The 16,425-nt window shown below is 74.1% G+C and carries 9 protein-coding genes; 7 read left to right on the top strand and 2 right to left on the bottom strand.

What is annotated here, in order from left to right; all coding sequences use genetic code 11:
• The first annotated feature begins 3 nt into the window (after positions 1-3).
• The 7 genes from AMK27_RS02290 to AMK27_RS02260 are packed head-to-tail and all read left to right on the top strand — an operon-like array spanning position 4 to position 10,865.
• Positions 4-1,455 (top strand): glycosyltransferase family 4 protein, encoded by a 1,452-nt coding sequence (locus tag AMK27_RS02290; protein WP_073903844.1) that lies wholly within the window; start codon positions 4-6, stop codon positions 1,453-1,455.
• Positions 1,452-4,136 carry a lipopolysaccharide biosynthesis protein gene (locus AMK27_RS02285; protein ID WP_073902324.1) on the top strand — a complete coding sequence of 895 codons (2,685 nt, stop codon included), beginning with the start codon at positions 1,452-1,454 and terminating at the stop codon, positions 4,134-4,136. The genes AMK27_RS02290 and AMK27_RS02285 overlap by 4 nt, the downstream gene beginning before the upstream one ends.
• Complete coding sequence (locus AMK27_RS02280; protein ID WP_073902323.1) at positions 4,133-5,962, top strand: glycosyltransferase family 4 protein; 1,830 nt, start codon at positions 4,133-4,135, stop codon at positions 5,960-5,962. The genes AMK27_RS02285 and AMK27_RS02280 overlap by 4 nt, the downstream gene beginning before the upstream one ends.
• Positions 5,944-6,828, top strand: a complete 885-nt coding sequence (locus AMK27_RS02275; RefSeq protein WP_073902322.1) for a PIG-L deacetylase family protein — start codon at positions 5,944-5,946, stop codon at positions 6,826-6,828. The genes AMK27_RS02280 and AMK27_RS02275 overlap by 19 nt, the downstream gene beginning before the upstream one ends.
• Complete coding sequence (locus AMK27_RS02270; protein ID WP_073902321.1) at positions 6,825-8,513, top strand: ArnT family glycosyltransferase; 1,689 nt, start codon at positions 6,825-6,827, stop codon at positions 8,511-8,513. Before AMK27_RS02275 ends, AMK27_RS02270 begins: the two co-directional genes overlap by 4 nt.
• Positions 8,500-9,594 (top strand): glycosyltransferase family 4 protein, encoded by a 1,095-nt coding sequence (locus AMK27_RS02265; protein ID WP_073902320.1) that lies wholly within the window; start codon positions 8,500-8,502, stop codon positions 9,592-9,594. Before AMK27_RS02270 ends, AMK27_RS02265 begins: the two co-directional genes overlap by 14 nt.
• A complete protein-coding gene (locus AMK27_RS02260; protein ID WP_107425460.1) occupies positions 9,591-10,865 on the top strand; it encodes a beta-galactosidase in 1,275 nt (424 codons plus the stop codon). The genes AMK27_RS02265 and AMK27_RS02260 overlap by 4 nt, the downstream gene beginning before the upstream one ends.
• Here the strand turns inward: AMK27_RS02260 and AMK27_RS02255 are convergent.
• Both AMK27_RS02255 and AMK27_RS02250 read right to left on the bottom strand, forming a co-directional pair.
• Positions 10,856-11,650, bottom strand: coding sequence for a class I SAM-dependent methyltransferase (locus tag AMK27_RS02255; protein WP_073902318.1), 795 nt, complete (start codon positions 11,648-11,650; stop codon positions 10,856-10,858). The genes AMK27_RS02260 and AMK27_RS02255 overlap by 10 nt on opposite strands.
• Complete coding sequence (locus AMK27_RS02250; RefSeq protein ID WP_241847276.1) at positions 11,650-16,290, bottom strand: aminotransferase class I/II-fold pyridoxal phosphate-dependent enzyme; 4,641 nt, start codon at positions 16,288-16,290, stop codon at positions 11,650-11,652. The genes AMK27_RS02255 and AMK27_RS02250 overlap by 1 nt, the downstream gene beginning before the upstream one ends.
• Between the last annotated feature and the right edge of the window lie 135 nt (positions 16,291-16,425).

Raw genomic sequence — 16,425 nt, 5'->3', positions numbered from 1 at the left:
ATCATGACCGCACTCGACCGGCTCGCCCGCACCGACCTCGCCTTCCTCAACTGGCGCGACCCCACGCACCCCGACGCGGGTGGCGCCGAGGCGTACTGCTGGGAGATCGCCCGGCGGTTCGCGGCGGCGGGTGCCCATGTCACCCTCGTCTCGTCGCGGTACCCCGGCTCGCGTGCCCGTGAGTACCGCGACGGGATCCGCATCGTGCGCGCCGGCGGCACGTTCGGCGTGTACGCGGCCGCCGCGGCGCACCTGCTGCGGAACCGTCACGCGTACGACGCCGTGGTCGACTTCCAGAACGGGATCCCGTTCTTCTCGCCCCTGTTCACGCCCCGGTGGACCGCGGACCTCTGCGTCATCCACCACGTCCACCAGCACCAGTTCGACACCCGGTTCCGGTGGCCGATGAACGCCGTCGGCCGCGTCCTGGAGAAGCAGGTCAGCCGGCGCGTCTACCGGGGCCGGCCCGTGGTCGTCGTCTCGCCCTCCACCCGCGAGGGCACCCGGCGGGAGCTCGGCTTCGGCAACCCGATCCACATCGTGCCCAACGGGCGCCCCCGCCCGCTGCCCGCGGGTCCCGTCGGGCAGCGCTCGGCGACCCCGGCGCTCACCGTCGTCAGCCGGCTCGTGCCGCAGAAGCGGGTCGACCTGATCCTGCGGGCCATGCCGGCGCTGCTGCGCCGTCTGCCGGAGCTGCGCGTCGACCTGTGCGGGGACGGGCCCGAGGGCGAGTCGCTGCGCAAGCTCGCCGCCGGTCTCGGCATCGGCTCCGCCGTCGAGTTCCACGGGCACGTCTCCGACGAGCGCAAGCAGGAGCTGTTCCACCGGGCGTGGCTGACGGTCGTTCCGTCGGTCGCCGAGGGCTGGGGCCTCGCCGTCATCGAGGCGAACACCGTCGGCACCCCCGCGCTCGCCTTCGACGTGCCGGGGCTGCGGGACGCGATCCGCCCGGGCGTCAACGGATGGCTCCTCGACCGCGACGCCGACCTGGCGGCCGGCATCGCCTCGGCCCTCGACGCACTGTCCACGGCCGAGGCGCGGGACCGGGCCGCCGACCGCTGCCGCGCCTGGGCCGCCGCCTTCTCCTGGGACGCCAGCGCCGAACGGCTCGCCCAGGTCGTGGTGGAGGACCTCCAGCGCATCCACCGGCACCGGCGTTCGCGCCGCTCGACCAGCGACCTGTCCGTCATCACGCGCTTCACGTCCCCCGACCCCGAGTCCACCGAACGCGCGGTGCGCCGCGCCCTGCGACAGACCGACGCCTGGCAGCGGAAGGGCGACGCCTTCCGGTTGCTGCTCCACGGCTGCGACGAGATGCGGGCGTTGAGCGCGCTGCGCCGCCTCGACGTCGCCGAGGCCGACATCGCCCTGGCGAACGGCCATGACGTCCTGCTCGGCGCGGCCGAACCCGGTGAGGGGTCCGCCGGCGGTCCGGCCCCCGGGCGGCCGTCATGACCTCCGCCGCGCGCGTCGCCGAGCGGTCGCCCGTCCACCAGGACGAGGTCACCGCCGTCCACGGCGCGCGCTGGATCGCGACCGCGGTGGTCGTGGTCGGCGCGGTGAACTACGCGTACACCCTGATCCTCACCCGGCTCCTCGACGTCTCCGGGTACGCCACGTTCGCCGCCGGTCAGGGGCTGGTCGTGTGCACGGCCGCGGTCGCCGTGGTGACCGTGCCCTGGATGCTGGCCCAGGCCCTGGCCCGCGCGGGGTCGGACGCCGAACGCGGTGAGGCGGTCCGCTTCGCCATGATCACGGCCGTGCTGGGCGGCTCGGTCGCCGCGCTCGCGGTGGGCTGTGTGTCGATGGAGTTCGCGGGCACCCTGACGACGCTCGCCATCGCGGGCTCGACCCTGGCCATCTACGTCACGCGGGTGAGCGTGGGCTGGCTCCAGGGCACCGAGCGGCTGCGGACCCTCGCGGTCCTCACCGCCGTCGAGGCCCTCCTCAAGTTCGGTGTCGGACTCTTCTTCGTGTCGGCGCTGGGGCTCGGCGAGACCGGAGCCCTCGCCGCCTTCGCCGTCGCCGTCCTGCCGTACCTGTTCTTCTGGCCGAACCGGTTCCGCAACGCGCCGCGCCGGCCGTGGCGCGCGGTGAGCGCCGACCGGGACCTGTGGCGGCGGGCCTCCGGCGTCGCCTCGCTCCAGGGCGTGGTGGCACTGCTCGCCTCCGTGGACATCGTCCTCGTCGCGATGCTGCCGACCGACCGTGCGGCTGCGGCCAGTTACCAGGCGGCGGTCATGCTGGGCCGGGTCCCGCTGTTCCTCGCCGGGGCCGTCTCGATGGCCTTCCTGCCCGCGCTCTCGCGGCGCCGGGCGGGCGACCCGCTGACCGCGAGCGCGCTCCGGATGTACCTGACCGTGGCGCTGCCCCTGACGGTGGTCGCCGCGACGGTGCCGAACGCGCTCCTCACCAAGGTCTTCCCCTCGGGCTACTCGATGGTCTCCACGCTGATGGCCTGCACGGCGACGGCGGGCCTCGCGCTCGGCGCGCTCGCCCTCCTCGTGACCTTCGCCCAGGCCGTCGACGACTACGGGTGCCTGCGCACGCTGCTCGTGGGACTCGGCCTGTACGTGGCCGCCCTGGCGTCCGGCTGGGCGACCGGCGGTGTGCTCGGCATGGCGATCGGCGGGCTGTGCGGAACGGTCGCCGCGCTGGTCCTGCTGGCCGTGCGGCACTCCCGCCGGCACGGGTTCGGGGTCGCCGACAGGCCGTTCGGCCGAGTGGTGCTGCCCCTGCTCGCGCTGGCCGCGGGCCTCGCGCTGCTCCGTCCCTACACCTACGTGTGGTTCGCCGCCGCGCTGGTGGTCACCACGGTCGCCCTGTGGCAGTTCTTCGGACGGCGGCGGACCCCCGTACTCGAGACCGGACCCGGCGAAGGCCCCGGAGGCGGGCCTGCGGACGGGCCCGGCGAAGGACCCGGTGCGGGACCGGGTCACGGGCCCCTGGCGGGGCCCCGGAAATCGCCCCTGAACGGCGGGACCGGTGCGGCTCCGATCGCGGAGCCCGTACCCGGGCGGCGGGAGCCGCCGCCCGCCGAGGCTGGAGGGACCCGGGCCGCGGTCCACGACGAGCGCGCCGTGCACCTTCTCGTCGACGCCGTGTGGCGGGGTCGGGTCCGGCCCGCCGCAGACGAGGAGCTCCTCGGCGCGCTGGCCGCGGCCCGGCGCAACCAGGTCGAGGGCCGGCTGGCCCGCGCGTACCCCCGTCAGCTCGCGGCCGCGCTCACCGAGGTGGAGAGCGCGACCGGGCTGTTCCGGCGGAACCTCGTCGAGTCCACGGACCGGCTGCGGGCGGCGGGCATACCGACCGTCCTGATCAAGGCCGATCTGGCGGGGGACTACGTGTACGGCAACTTCGACCTGGTGGTGCCCCCGGGGCGGCTGCGAGCCGCGCAGGCCGCGCTCGACGGCTGGTACGCGCACCGCACGACGTACTGGCTGGAGCGCTCGACGAAGGTGCTCCTGGAACCCCCGAAGGGCCCGGCGGCCCATCTGCACGGCTCGGTCTCGTGGTTCGGGGTCCCGGTGGTGCCGACCGACCGGCTCTTCGCCCGCGCCGAGCACGTCGCACGTCCCGGTCCCGCGAACGGGGACGCCCCCGGGCACGCCGAGGGGTACGCACACGGGCAAGCCGACGGGCACGCGCACGGGCAGGCCGACGGACGGCCGAACGGCTCCCCTGACGGACACCCGCACCACACCGCGGACGGCCCCACCGCCATCGACGACGGCGACGGCTACGCCTGGCTGACGCCCTGCCCCTCCGACCGGCTGCGGATCTGGCTGGCGCACGCCCTCTTCCAGAACCTGACCCTGGACCTCTCCGAACTCCTCGCCCTGCGGGCGCTCCTCCACCCCGACATCGTGGCGGAGGCCCGCCACGAGGCCGCCCGCGAGGGCTGGTCCGCCGGCAGCCGGCAGGCGCTCGACACGGCCGTGGACGCGATGGCACGGCTCGACCGGGGCGAACGTGTCCCGCTGCCGCTGCCGCTCCCGGTGACGACCTCGCTCCGGGTGGGGGCCGAGCACTCGGGCCACCTCCTCGGCGAGGGCCGGCTGCGGGCCGCGACCCGCGAGGCGTCGCTGCGGGTGCCGCTCGTGATGACCAAGAAACTGCGGAGGCGAGTGCCATGACCCGTTCACACCGCCCCCTCCTGGTCGCCGTGTCCGGACCGGACGGTGCAGGCAAGTCCTCCCTGGTCCGCCGGCTCGCTGCGCTCCTCGACGAGCGCGAGCTCACCGTCGTCGCCCTGCACACCTACGGCTGCTTCCTGTGCCGAGGGTTCCCGGTTCCCCCCGAGGCCGCCGGGACGGGACCGGGCGGGGGCGAGTGGGCACGGCGCGCCACGGATCCCAAGCGCCGGGGATCGCGGCTGCACCGTGCCCACGCGCTCCTGGACGCGGCCGAACTGGCCGCCCGGATCGCGGTCGCCGAAGGGCGGGCCCGCAGGCGCGCGCGGGGCGGGGAGTCCGTGGTCCTCACGGACCGCGGGCCGCTCGACGGCCTGGTGAAATTCGACCCGTCGGCCCACTCGGCGGCGGCGGCCGTGTTCCGCCGGATCGCCGACCGCTACGGACTGACCCTGCTCGTGGAGACCGGACCAGACACCCTGCGGGACCGCGGGTGGGAGGAGGGCGCCGGTCCCCCGGCCCTCTGGTGGGCCCGCTACCGGAACTGGTCCCAGCGGCTGCCGCGGCTCGCGCGGATCGACGGCGAACGATCGCGGCCCCGGGTCGCGGGCGAGGCGCTCGACCGGGTCCTGGACGCCGTCCGCGAGCGGCAACGGCTCCGGCACACGACCCTGCGGCGGCGGCACGTGGTGGTGTCCATCTACGACGACGCGGAGAACCCCGCCTACCGGGGCGGCGGCGCCCTCGTCGTCGGCAAGGTGGCCCGCCGGCTCGCCGAGGACTTCCGCGTCACCGTCGTGACCGCCGGCCGCGACGGCGGCAGCGAGGAGCGCGACGGCATCCGCTACGTCCGGCTGCCGGTCTGCCGGGCCGGCCCGCGCGCCGGGCAGCTGCTGTTCCTGACGCTGCTGCCGTTCGTCGCCCGCCGCATCCGCCACGACCTGTGGCTGGAGAGCTTCACTCCCCCGTTCTCGACGAGCTTCCTGCCCCTGACGACGGGCGCCCCGGTCATCGGCGTCGACCAGGGCCGCAGCGCCGAGGCCCTGTGGCGGCGCTACCACATCCCCTTCTTCCTGGTCGAACGGCTCGGACTGCGCTGCTACCGGCACATCGTCGTGATGAACGCGGCCGACGGATCGGAGATCCGGCGGCACAGCCCCCGGGCCGACGTCCAGGTCATCGCCAACGGGGTCGAACAGCGGCTCCTCGACGAGAGCCGGCTGGGCGGCGGTCAGTTCATCCTGTTCCTGGGACGCGTGGACACCTGGGTCAAGGGCCTCGACCTCCTCCTCGACGCGTACGAGAGCGCCCGGCCGCCCCTGGAGCTGCTCATCGCGGGCAGCGGCACCCCGGCCGAGGAGCGCCGGCTCGCCGCCCTCGTGGCCGCCCACGCCGGCGGATCGAAGCCCCGGATCCACTGGGTCGGGTTCGCCGAGGGCGACCGCAAGCGCCAACTCCTGCGCGACTGCGCCTTCCTGGTCGTTCCGTCCCGCCACGAGACCTTCGGTCTGGTCGCCCTCGAAGGCATGGCGTACGGCAAGCCCGTCCTGCACTTCGACCTGCCCGCGCTGCGCTGGATGCGCGACGGCGGCGATGTGACCGTGCCGCCGTTCGACGTGGCGGCTTTCGGCCGGCGGATGAACGAGCTGGCCACCGACGCGGCACTGCGCCGCCGGCTGGGGCGGCGCTCCGGTATCGCCGCCCAGCACTACACGTGGGACGAGATGACGGGCCGCTATCTGGCCCTGGCCCACCGGCTTCTGGACACTCCCGCGCCCGCACGGCGGCCGAGGAGGAAGAGGGGTGCGTCATGGCAGTCGACCCGCTGACCGGGTTCGTCCGGACCGTCGTCGGCTCGGACGTGCCGATCCTGGTGCTCTCGCCGCATCTGGACGACGCCGTGCTGTCCTGCGGCGGGCTGCTCGGATGGGCCGGGCGCCGGGCGCCGGTGACGGTCGCCTCCCTCTTCACGGAGGCAGCGGCGCCGCCGCACACCCTGTCCGCCCGCCAGTACCTGAGGCAGACCGGCGCCGAGAACGCCGACGACCTCTACGCCGCACGACGGGCCGAGGACCTGCGGGTCCTGGAGCTGCTCGACGTCGGGTGGCGCCATGTCGGGCTGGTCGACGGGCTGTTCCGGCGGCTGCCGCGGCCGCGCCCGGGTACCGCGCTCCTGGCCGGGCTGCTGCCCGAACTGGCCCATGTGTACCCGACGTACCGGCTGCACCTGTCCCGTGGCCGCGTCTCCCCGTACGACGAGGAGACGCTCCGCGCCGTGGGCGAGGCGATCGACGCCCTGCTGCCCGGCACCGACGGCGGCCTCGTCCTCGCCCCGCTGGGCGTGGGCGGGCACGCCGACCACATCCTCGTCCGCACCGCGGCCGAGCGGTGCGGACACCCGGTCGTGTACTACAGCGACTTCCCGTACAACCAGCGCGCCGACCCCGACACCCGGTTCACCGCCCGGCACGGTCTGGTCGCCCGCGACTGGGAGCGCGGACTCGACCGGAAGGCCGAGCTGATCCGGGGATACGGGACCCAGGCCGACGCCATGTTCCCCGAGGGCCGCGTCCCCATGACGCCCGAGGTCTACCTCCTGCCCGAGACGGCGGACGCGGCCTTCCGCCCCCGGCCGACCCGCCCCGAAGCGCTGTACGGCTTCCACGGGCTCCGCGCCCCGAGGGGTGTGTCGTGACGATCCCGCGCACCGCTCCCCCGTCCGCCGGGACCGAACCGGCCACGGCCGCCCCGCCCTCGCCCGCGCGTCGGCGCGTCCGGCTCGGCTCGGTCCCGACCCCCGTGTACGCGGCCGCCGCGGCGCTCCTCACCGTGGTCCTCCGGCTGGTGGAGATCAACCGGGCGGGCGACCTGTTCATCGACGAGCCGATCTACCGGCAGCTCGGGGAGAGCGCCGCGGCGGGCGGCTTCCCCCGGACCGACGAGGGCCTGTTCTTCCTCCACCCGCCCGGCTACTTCTACGTCGAGGCCGGCTGGACCAAGCTCGTCGGGGAGCACTCCGACATCATCGCGGGGGTGCACTCCTCGCGGGTGCTCAACGCGCTCCTGGCCGGGATCACCGCGGCCCTCATCGTCTTCCTCGTCGCCCGGGTGCGGTCACGCGGCGCCGGCGCGGTCGCCGGTCTGGTGTTCGCCGTGGACCAGTACTGCATCCGGCAGAACAACCGGGTGCTCCTGGAGACCTCGACGATGGTGTGGATCCTCGCGGGCTATCTGGTCCTGGTGGGGCTCACCCGCGCCGGACCTCAGCCCCGCGCACGGGCCCGGGCGGTGCTCGCCGGAGTGTTCTTCGGCCTGGCGATCCTCACGAAGGACCACGCGGTGCTGATCACCGTGCTGCCGCTGCTGGCCGCGCTGCTGCTCGGCTGGGGTCCGCCCCGCAGACTCGTCGCCCTCACCACCGGGGTGACCGTCCTCTCGTACGTCGTCTACGTGGCCCTCCTGGCCGGGTTCGGGCACTTCGGCGAGTTCTGGGAGGCCAAGACCGCCGGCGTCCGCCGGCTGCTCGGCGTCGTGCAGGAGACCGGGTTCAACGCGACGGGCACGCCCTCGCTCGCGGACCGGCTCCTCGCCGAGATCTCGGCGTACGCGAGCACGTACCTGCTGCTCGTCCTCACTCCCGTGGCGCTCTTCCTGCTGCTGCGCCGCAAGGAGCCGGTGTACCGGCTGCTCACGCTCTTCCAGGCCTCGGCGATCGTCACGCTCGGGTACGCGCTGGCCCTGGGCACCCTTGAGGAGCAGGCGCTGTACCTGCTCTTCGTGCCCAACCTGGTGGCGCTCGCGGTCACCGTGCGGGTGCCGTCCCGGAACCGGCCCGGACTGCGCCTGGCGGCCTGGGCCGCCCTCGTCGCCGTGATCGCCGCCCCCGCCGCGGTGTACGCCCGCGAACGAGGGACACCCGACGACGGCTTCGACCGGCTGCGCTCCTATCTGCTCACCCATGTGCCGGCGGGCAGCGGGATCGTCACGGTGGACGGGCAGCGGGCGCGCGGTGTCACGAGCTGGGCGCTGAACGACACCTACCGGCTCGGGCACTGGACGACCCCCGAGGAGCAGGCGGCCAACGACGCCCGGTACCTGATCGTGCCGTGGCGGGTCGTCGAGCAGGGGTACGGGCAGTCCTCACTCGCCGAGACGGAGCGGCTCACGGCGGGGCTGCGGCCGGTGTTCGCGTTCGACGGTCCCATGTACGGCACGCTCGCCCTGTACCGCCTGCCGTCGCCCCTGCCGGGACCCAGCGTGACCGCGCTCGCGGTACCGGGATCGACGGTGAACGGCCCGCTGCTGCCGGCCCCGCAGGCGACTCCGGTGGAACCGGGCGGCGGCGCCCCCGAGACGGGAGCGGGCGATGCCTCACGGTGAGCGCCGTCCGCGTGTCCTCCTCCTGACCAGCAGCCCGCTGGACGGGGCGGAGGGATGCGACGTGCGGCTCGCCACCGACGTCCTCGGAGCCCTGCCCGACGTCGACTTCGTCTGGTTCTCCCAGTGGCCGAGTCACCGGCAGCCCCCGCCGGGGCGCGGCCGGCCCGTGCGCGTCCTCTCCAGCGACGGTGTGCCGCACGTTCCCGTGCGGGCGCAGTCCGCCGTCCTCGGCGCGTTCCTGTCCCGCCGGGTCGACCTGGTGCACGCCTTCCTCACCATCGGCCGGACCTTCCCGGCCTTCTCCCGGCTGCGCCCGCTGCTGATCGGGCGGCGGCCGGTCGTGCACACCGTGCCGGGGGTGATGGACGCCCGGTTCCTGCACCACGTCCGGCCGATGGGGACGACGATCGCCCTGTCGGAGTCCAGGGCACGGCGGCTGCGGGCCGCGGACTTCGGTGACGTACGGGTGATCCCGCCCATGATCGGCCTGGACGAGTGGCCGTACCTGCCGCGTCCGAAGGGGTTCCCCGTGGTGCTGTTCGCGGGGCACCACGATCCGCACGGCGGTGCGGAGACGGCGATCGACGCGGCGGCGGAGGCCGTGCGGACGGGGGCGCGGTTCCATCTCGTGCTCGCGATGCGCGGGCGGCCGGGGCAGGACGGCGTGATGCTCGACGAGGCCCTGCGGGAGCGCGCCGGAGCGGCGGGGCTGACCGACTTCGAGGTGCGCGGGTACGTCGACGACATGCACGCGCTGCTGTCCGGCGTCCATGTGCTGCTGTTCGCGCCGACCGTCCTCGGCGGGAAGGCCGACATCCCGCTGACCGTGCTGCAGGCGCTCGCCTCGGGGCGGCCGGCGATCCTCAGCGACCTCCCCCAGTTCGCCGACTTCGGGCACGCGGTGCTGCGGGCGCCGGCGGGCGACGCGCGCCGCACCGGGCAGCAGCTGGCCTGGCTGCTCGACCAGCCGCGTTCGTGGGACGTGCTCGCCGACCGGGGCCGGGCGCTCGTGGAGGACCACTTCGGTCCCGAGCGGTTCGCGGCCCGGTACGGGGCCCTGTACCGGGAGCTGCTGTCATGACGGCACCGCGGTGGAAGAGGTCCCGGAGGGCGCCGGCGACCCTGGTGGCGCTCGCCGTGCTGCTGCCGCTCGTGGGGGCGTTCGGCGGTCCCCTGAGCGAGCGGCCCGATCCGGAGCCGTATCTGTACGGCACGCTCCAGACCGATCCGGACCGGGCGGTCACCGAGTACGAGCACGGCATCCGGGTGGCGCATCTGGAGATCGACTGGAGCAGGTTCGAGCCGGAGCCCGGCGTGTACGACGCGGACTACGCGCGCGAGGTGCGCGACCGGCTGGACGCCTTCCGCGCGGCGGGGCTGCGGGTCGAGGCGGGACTGGGCCTGAACGACGCGCCGCGCTGGCTGGGGGAAGCCTTCCCGGAGTCCGTCTACGTGGACCAGTTCGGCGAGCGGTCCGCCGACACCCCCAACATCGTGTTCAGCGCGGCCGTACGGGAGCACGTCGCCGCCTACGTGCGCGCGGTGGACCGGCTGATCGGTCTCGACGGCTTCTGGGCCCTCCGCGTCGGCGTCAACGCGAGCGGCGAGTTCGCGTACCCCGGCCCGGTCTCGGAGGACGGCGGTCCCGCCGCGTTCTGGGCCTACGACAGCCACGCCCAGCGGAGCAGCCCGTACCCGGGGTGGCGCCCCGGGGAGCGCACGTACCACGGGAAGCCGTTCACTCCGGAGCAGGTGGCCCACTGGTACGACTGGTACGTCGGGAAGCTGGCCGGGGCCGTGAACTGGCAGCTCGACCTGTACACCTCGCTCGGATACCGGGGAGAGCTCAAGGTCCTGGTTCCGGGCGCCGGCTTCTACCCATCGGACCTGCGGGCGGCGGTGGACGCCGGGCTCGTCGGCTCGCCGTCGATCCGGCTCGTGTCGCGCGGCGCCGGGTTCTTCCTGACGCTCCCCCTCGTCGAACACCGGGACACCGTGCGGATCGTGACCACCGCCCTGGTGGACGGCACGGGCGACCCCGTGGACAACGGCTGCGCGCCCGCCGACGCGAGGACGGACGTCGACGCCCCGGACGACGCGCTGGTGCGCGACTGGTCCTCGGCGCGCTGGGTGGTGGCGGTGGCCAGGAGCGCGGGCTTCACCCGGCTGACCGGGGAGAGCGCCGGGCCGCAGGTCTCCCCGTACCGGCCCGGGGTGACGGAGACGGCGTACCGGCAGATGGCGTCCTGCGGTCTCGAGGGCATGATGTGGGCCTTCGACGCCCAGCTGTACGACGGGACGCCCGGCTCGTCCCTGCGGGAGTACGCGGAGACGATCCGCCGTCACCCCTGAGACGCGGGGCCGCCGGCCGCGGCCGGGGGCCCGGTCGGCGGCCCGTCCGGTCGCCCGGCGGTGAGGAGCAGGATGCCGGTGTCCCCGTACTCGGGCAGGGTGGGGTCCTTGGCGACCCGGGCGATCCGCAGACCGGTGGTGCGGGGCCCGAAGACGGACCGCAGGGCGGCTTCGTCGACCGGAAAGGCGGGCCAGACCGGTCCCGTGCCGATGCGGTAGCTCGGCATGCGTTCCATGAACGCGGCGAGGAGCCGTCCGCCGGGGCGGACGGCGCGCACGAACGCGTCGCAGAACAGGGTGAACTCGGCGGCGTCCTCGGTGACGCTCTCGGCGACGAAGTTCATCGAGGCGAGGTCGTACGTGCCGGGCACCAGGTCGCCGATGCCGCCGGGCACGACCCGTACCGGGCGCAGCGCCTCCGCGCCGCTCTCGGGCAGGGCGGGGTCGAGGGAGCGGCACAGCGTGTAGAAGGGCTGCCAGCTGGCGTCCGGTCCCTTGTCGAGCTGGTGGCGCAGATAGCGGAGGTTGGCGGCGCTGGGTTCGAGGGCGTCGATCCGCCGGCTCGCGGCGCCCGCGAGCATCAGCGGGTAGAGGTTGGGCCCGGCGCCGAGTTCCAGGGTGCGGGCCAGGCTGCCGGGGGCGCAGTCCCGGTAGACGGCGGCGTGGTGGTGGATGACCTCGGTGTCGCAGGGGTGGAGCCGGCGGTAGTTCTCGGCGAGGTAGTCGGCGACGGGCCAGGCGTCCCAGTCGGCGTCCTGGTTGCGGCGCACCCGGGCCGGGCCCATCACGGGGGCTCCGGTGTCCGGCCGGCCGTGACGGCGGAGGGCCGTGCGGCGTCGGCGGCCTGCAGGGAGAAGCGTGCGGCGAGCCCGGTCAGCGCCGTGCAGAGTTCGTCGATCTCCTCGTCGGTGTTGGCGGCGGTGATCTGGACGCGGAAGCCGACCCGGTCGCGCGGGACGAGCGGGTAGGAGGCGAGGGTCACGTAGATGCCGTGCTCCCAGAGGAAGCCCGCGACCTGGTCGAGGTCGTCGGCGTCGGCGAGCGGGATCTCGATGATCGGCAGTCCGTCGGTGTTGGGAGTGGCGATGCCGAGTGCGCGGACGTGGTCGAGCACGCGGGCCGTCATGCGGTGGAGTCCGGCCCGGATCTCGTCGCCGCGCGCGTCGTTGACGTCGAGTCCGGCCAGGGCGGTGGCGAGCGAGGCCGTCGGCGAGGGGCCGGAGTAGAGGTAAGGGGCCGCCGCCACCTTGAGGTGGTCCTTGAGCCACTTGGGTACGGCGAGGAAGGCGAGCAGCGAGGAGTACGCCTTGGAGAAGCCGCCGACCAGGACCAGGTCGTCGTAGGTCTCGCCGAGGTGGCGGACGATGCTGTTGCCGCGCGAGCCGTAGGGGCTGGTCTCGCCGGGCAGCCGCTCCCCGATGACTCCGAAGCCGTGGGCGTCGTCGATGTACAGCAGGGCGCCGTTCTCGCGGGAGACGCGGGCCAGGGTGGGGAGGTCGGGGAAGTTGCCGGTCATGCTGTTGACGCCGTCCATGCAGATGAGGCGGTTGGCGTCGGCGGGCGCGCCGCGCAGCAGCGCCTCCAGCTCGTCGGGCCGTTCGGCGTGGAAGCGGTGGATCTCGGCGCCCTGGCCGCGGGCGGCGACGCAGCCGTCGTACACGGTGCGGTGGGCCTGTGCCTCGACGAAGACCTGCCCGGTGCCGGCGAGGAGCGGGATCACCGACTGGTGGATGAGGGTGATGGTGGGCAGCAGCAGGGTGTCGGAGGCGCCGAGGAGTTCGGTGAGCCGCTCCTCGATCCGGGGGTAGAGCCGGGGGCTGCCGATGAGCCGGGACCAGCTGGGGTGGGTGCCCCAGCGCCTGACCTCCGGCTCGATCGCGTCGATGACCGTCGGGTCGAGGTCGAGGCCGAGGTAGTTGCAGGACGCGAAGTCGATGAGCCAGTCGTCGCCGACCCGGATGCGGCGGCCGTCGATCTCGTCGATGACGGCGTCGCACATGCGGCTGGTGCGGTGGAGGTGTTCGAGGTCGCGCCAGCGGGACGCGCGCGGGGGGTGTCCGGCGCGGGCGGCGGGGCGGACGGCGGGCCGGGCGGGCGGGCGCTCGCCGGACGGCGGGGCGCGGTGCAGATAGGACTCGGCCTGGTGGGCGGTCATGGGGCGGGCGAAGAGATAGCCCTGGCCGTAGCGGCAGCCCATGTCGGCGAGGAGCGCCCGCTGTTCCTCGTTCTCGATGCCCTCGGCGACGACCTGGAGGCCGAGGACGTCGGCGATGCGGACGATGCCCTCCACGAGCGCCACCTGCTGCGGATCGGTCGTGATGCTGTCGATGAACGACTTGTCGACCTTCAGGACGTCGATGGGGAACTCCCTGAGGTAGCTCAGCGAGGAGAACCCGGTGCCGAAGTCGTCGATGGCGATGGAGACCCCGAGGTCCTTCAGGGCGGCCATGGTGGTCCTGATCTGCGCGTCCCTGCGCATCAGGACGGTCTCGGTCAGCTCCAGAATGAGGGAGCCGGGCGCGAGACCGGAGGAGTGCAGGGTGCGGCGCACCCCTTCGAGGAATCCCGGGTCGCGGAACTGGCGGGCGGAGACGTTGACGCTGGCGTACAGCGGGGACGTTCGGGGGCGGGCGCGCTGCCAGCGGGCGATGTCGAGCGCCGCGTGTTCGAGGACCCAGGCGCCGAGCGGCATGATGTGGCCGCTCTCCTCGGCCAGGGCGATGAACTGGTCCGGCGGGACCATGCCGCGGCGGGCGTGCGGCCAGCGGATGAGCGCTTCGAAGCCGGCCGGCGCACCGTCGCGCACCTCGACGATCGGCTGGTAGCGCAGCGCGAACGCCTTGTCGGCGATGGCCGTGTCCATGCCCGCCTGGAGTTCGTGCCGGGCGACGAGCCGGGAGTGGAACTCGGGGTGGAAGAGCCGCCAGCGCTTCTTTCCGGCCGCTTTGGCCGCGTACAGGGCGAGGTCGGCGTGGCCGAGGAGTTCCTCGGCGTGGGCGCTGTCGAGGACGGTCGCGATGCCGACGCTGGTCGACACGGAGACGGCTCCGTCGGTGAGGTGGAACGGCTGGCTCAGGGTGTGCACGATCTCCGCCGCGAGGGTCTCGGCGTCGCGGGGTTCGCGCGCGCCCTCGATGAGGACGGCGAACTCGTCGCCGCCGAGCCGGGCCGCGGTGTCGCTGAGCCGCAGGACGGAGGTGAGGCGGCGGGCGACGGCCACCAGGAGTTCGTCGCCGACGGAGTGCCCCATGGTGTCGTTGACGACCTTGAAGTCGTCGAGGTCGACGAAGAGCATGCAGGTCAGGGTGGACTCACGGCGTCCCCTGAGCAGGGCGCGCTCGACGCGTTCGAGGAGCAGGACGCGGTTGGGGAGCCCGGTGAGGGAGTCGTGGAAGGCCCGGTGGGTCAGCTCGCGCTCCAGCTTCCGCTGCTCGGTCACGTCGCGGAGGGTGAGCACCAGGCCGTGCACGGTGTGTTCGTCGCGGAGGTTGCTGCAGCGGACCTCCACCTCCAGGTCGGCCTGGCCGCCGTGGAGGAGCTTCCAGTCGTCGCGGACGTCGACGGCGGCGCGGGTGCGCGCGTCCGCCAGGACGCGCAGGGCGGAGGCCGTGTCGGCGGGCGCCACGAGCTCGGTGAGGGGGGTGCCGGGGGGCAGGGAGCGGCCGAACATGGACTCGGCGGAGGGGCTCGCGTACCGGACGGTGTCGTCGTCGTCCACGATGAGGATGACGTCCGAGGTGTTGTGCACGAGGGTGCGGAAGTAGGCCTCGCTGGTACGGCGGTTGACCTCCTCGCTGAGCGCGAAGCGTTCGAGGGCCAGGGCCGCCTGGGAGGCGAGGGACTGGGCCGGGCCGGAGATCTCGGCGAGCTTCTTCTCCGGGCCCGCGATGAGCAGGACGCCGAGCAGGGGTTCGGGGCCCGCCGGGGCCTGGAGTTCCAGGGGGCAGAGCAGGGCGAAGGGCTCGGGGGCGAGCTCCGCGGCGATGGCGGGGTCGAGCCGGGACACGGGGATGAGGCGGATGCCGTCGGAGACGGTGTCGGGCCAGGCGTTCTCCGGGGACTGAGGGGGCCGGCCGTCGGCGGCACGGGCCGGATCGGTGGCGGGAGCGGCCGCGCCGGTCGGGGAGGCGGCGGGCTGCCCGTTCCCGGTCGGCTCGCTCGCGGGCGGACCGGAGTCGGACCGTGTCGGGTCCGGCGCGCCCGGCGTCCGGGGTGCCGAGGCCGGGGGCCGGGTCAGGTCGTCCGTGCGGCAGCTCCACGGGTGGCCGGTGGTGGCGACGCCGCTCAGGCCGCCCCGCCGGTCCCTGGTGAGCAGGAGGACCTGGTGTCCGGTGCCGGGGCCGAAGAGGGCGGCGGACGCGGTCTCCACGGCTCCGGCGACCTCGCGGGGGCTCAGCGAGGCGACGAGCGACGCGGCGGCGATCCGGAGGCTGCGTTCGCGCGCCTCGGCCTTGCCGTGGTCGTTCATCATGCCCCAGAGACGGGCGAGGACCAGCAGGAACATCAGCGCCGAGAAGATCGCGATGACGGCGATGTCCTGGTCGCGGTCGTGCCGCAGCGACTGGAAGAGCAGCAGGGCGGGGGCGACGAGCGAGGCACCGGCGAGCAGGGCGAGCCGTCGCTCGGCGACGTGCGGGGCGGGTTCCGGCGCGCGCTCGGTGAGCCCGGTCATGGAGGGGTGGAGGGCGGCGAGCCCCCAGGCGGTGAAGAAGACGACCCAGCCGAGGTCCCAGGGGGTGCCGACCTGCCAGGTGCCGCGCAGCTGGAGCGTGCCGTAGATGACGTCGGAGGCGAGGATGCCGCAGGTGCCGAGGGTGAGGAGCTGCACGGACCGGGATCTGAGGCCGCCGGGCACCAGCAGCCGGGCGAGCATGGCGAGCATCAGCACGTCGCCGAGGGGATAGGCGATGGAGATGGCCTTCTCGGTCCAGCTCATCTCGTCGCTCCTGGCCAGCGGGGTGATGAGGTTGACCCAGGAGAGCAGGGCGAGGCCCGAGGTGAGGATCAGCGCGTCGAGGACGACGCCGAGGTCGCGGCCGACGGCCCGGTAGCGGATGAAGCCGAACAGGCCGATGGCGAACAGCGGATAGGTGACCAGGTACAGGGCGTCGGCGACGGAGGGGAACGGCCTGGTCTGGCCGAAGAAGGCCTCCAGGGCGTTGTACGCCGTGTCGCCGCCGACGAAGGCGAGGTTGGCGGCGGCCAGGACGAGCCAGGGCCAGCGCCGGGACGGCTTGTGGAGGTGGACGCCGACGAGGATAGCGACGACGCCGCCGAGGCCGATGAGGGCCCACAGCACGGTGTGCCGCTCGGGGAACTCCAGGTAGGCGGCCGTCAGCACGGCCACGATCACGAGGTAGACCAGGGTCCATCGGCGCAGTGACCCGGTCGCGGGGGACGGCCGGTTCGGCTGGCGCAGCGACATCGTCGACCGCCCCCTTGCCGGGTCGGACGGACGCCGTCGGGAGCGCCCTGTTCGCGGATAGGACCCCGTACGGTGTCCATTCTCCGGGGCCCCCGTGGCCCTTGCATCTCGGAGCCGGTCGCAGGCTCGCGGGGC

Origin of the sequence: Streptomyces sp. CB02009, from assembly GCF_001905825.1 — a bacterium.
Classification (GTDB): domain Bacteria; phylum Actinomycetota; class Actinomycetes; order Streptomycetales; family Streptomycetaceae; genus Streptomyces.
The sequence above is the reverse complement of the archived record's forward strand: the minus strand, read 5'-3'. Positions and strand labels throughout refer to the sequence as shown.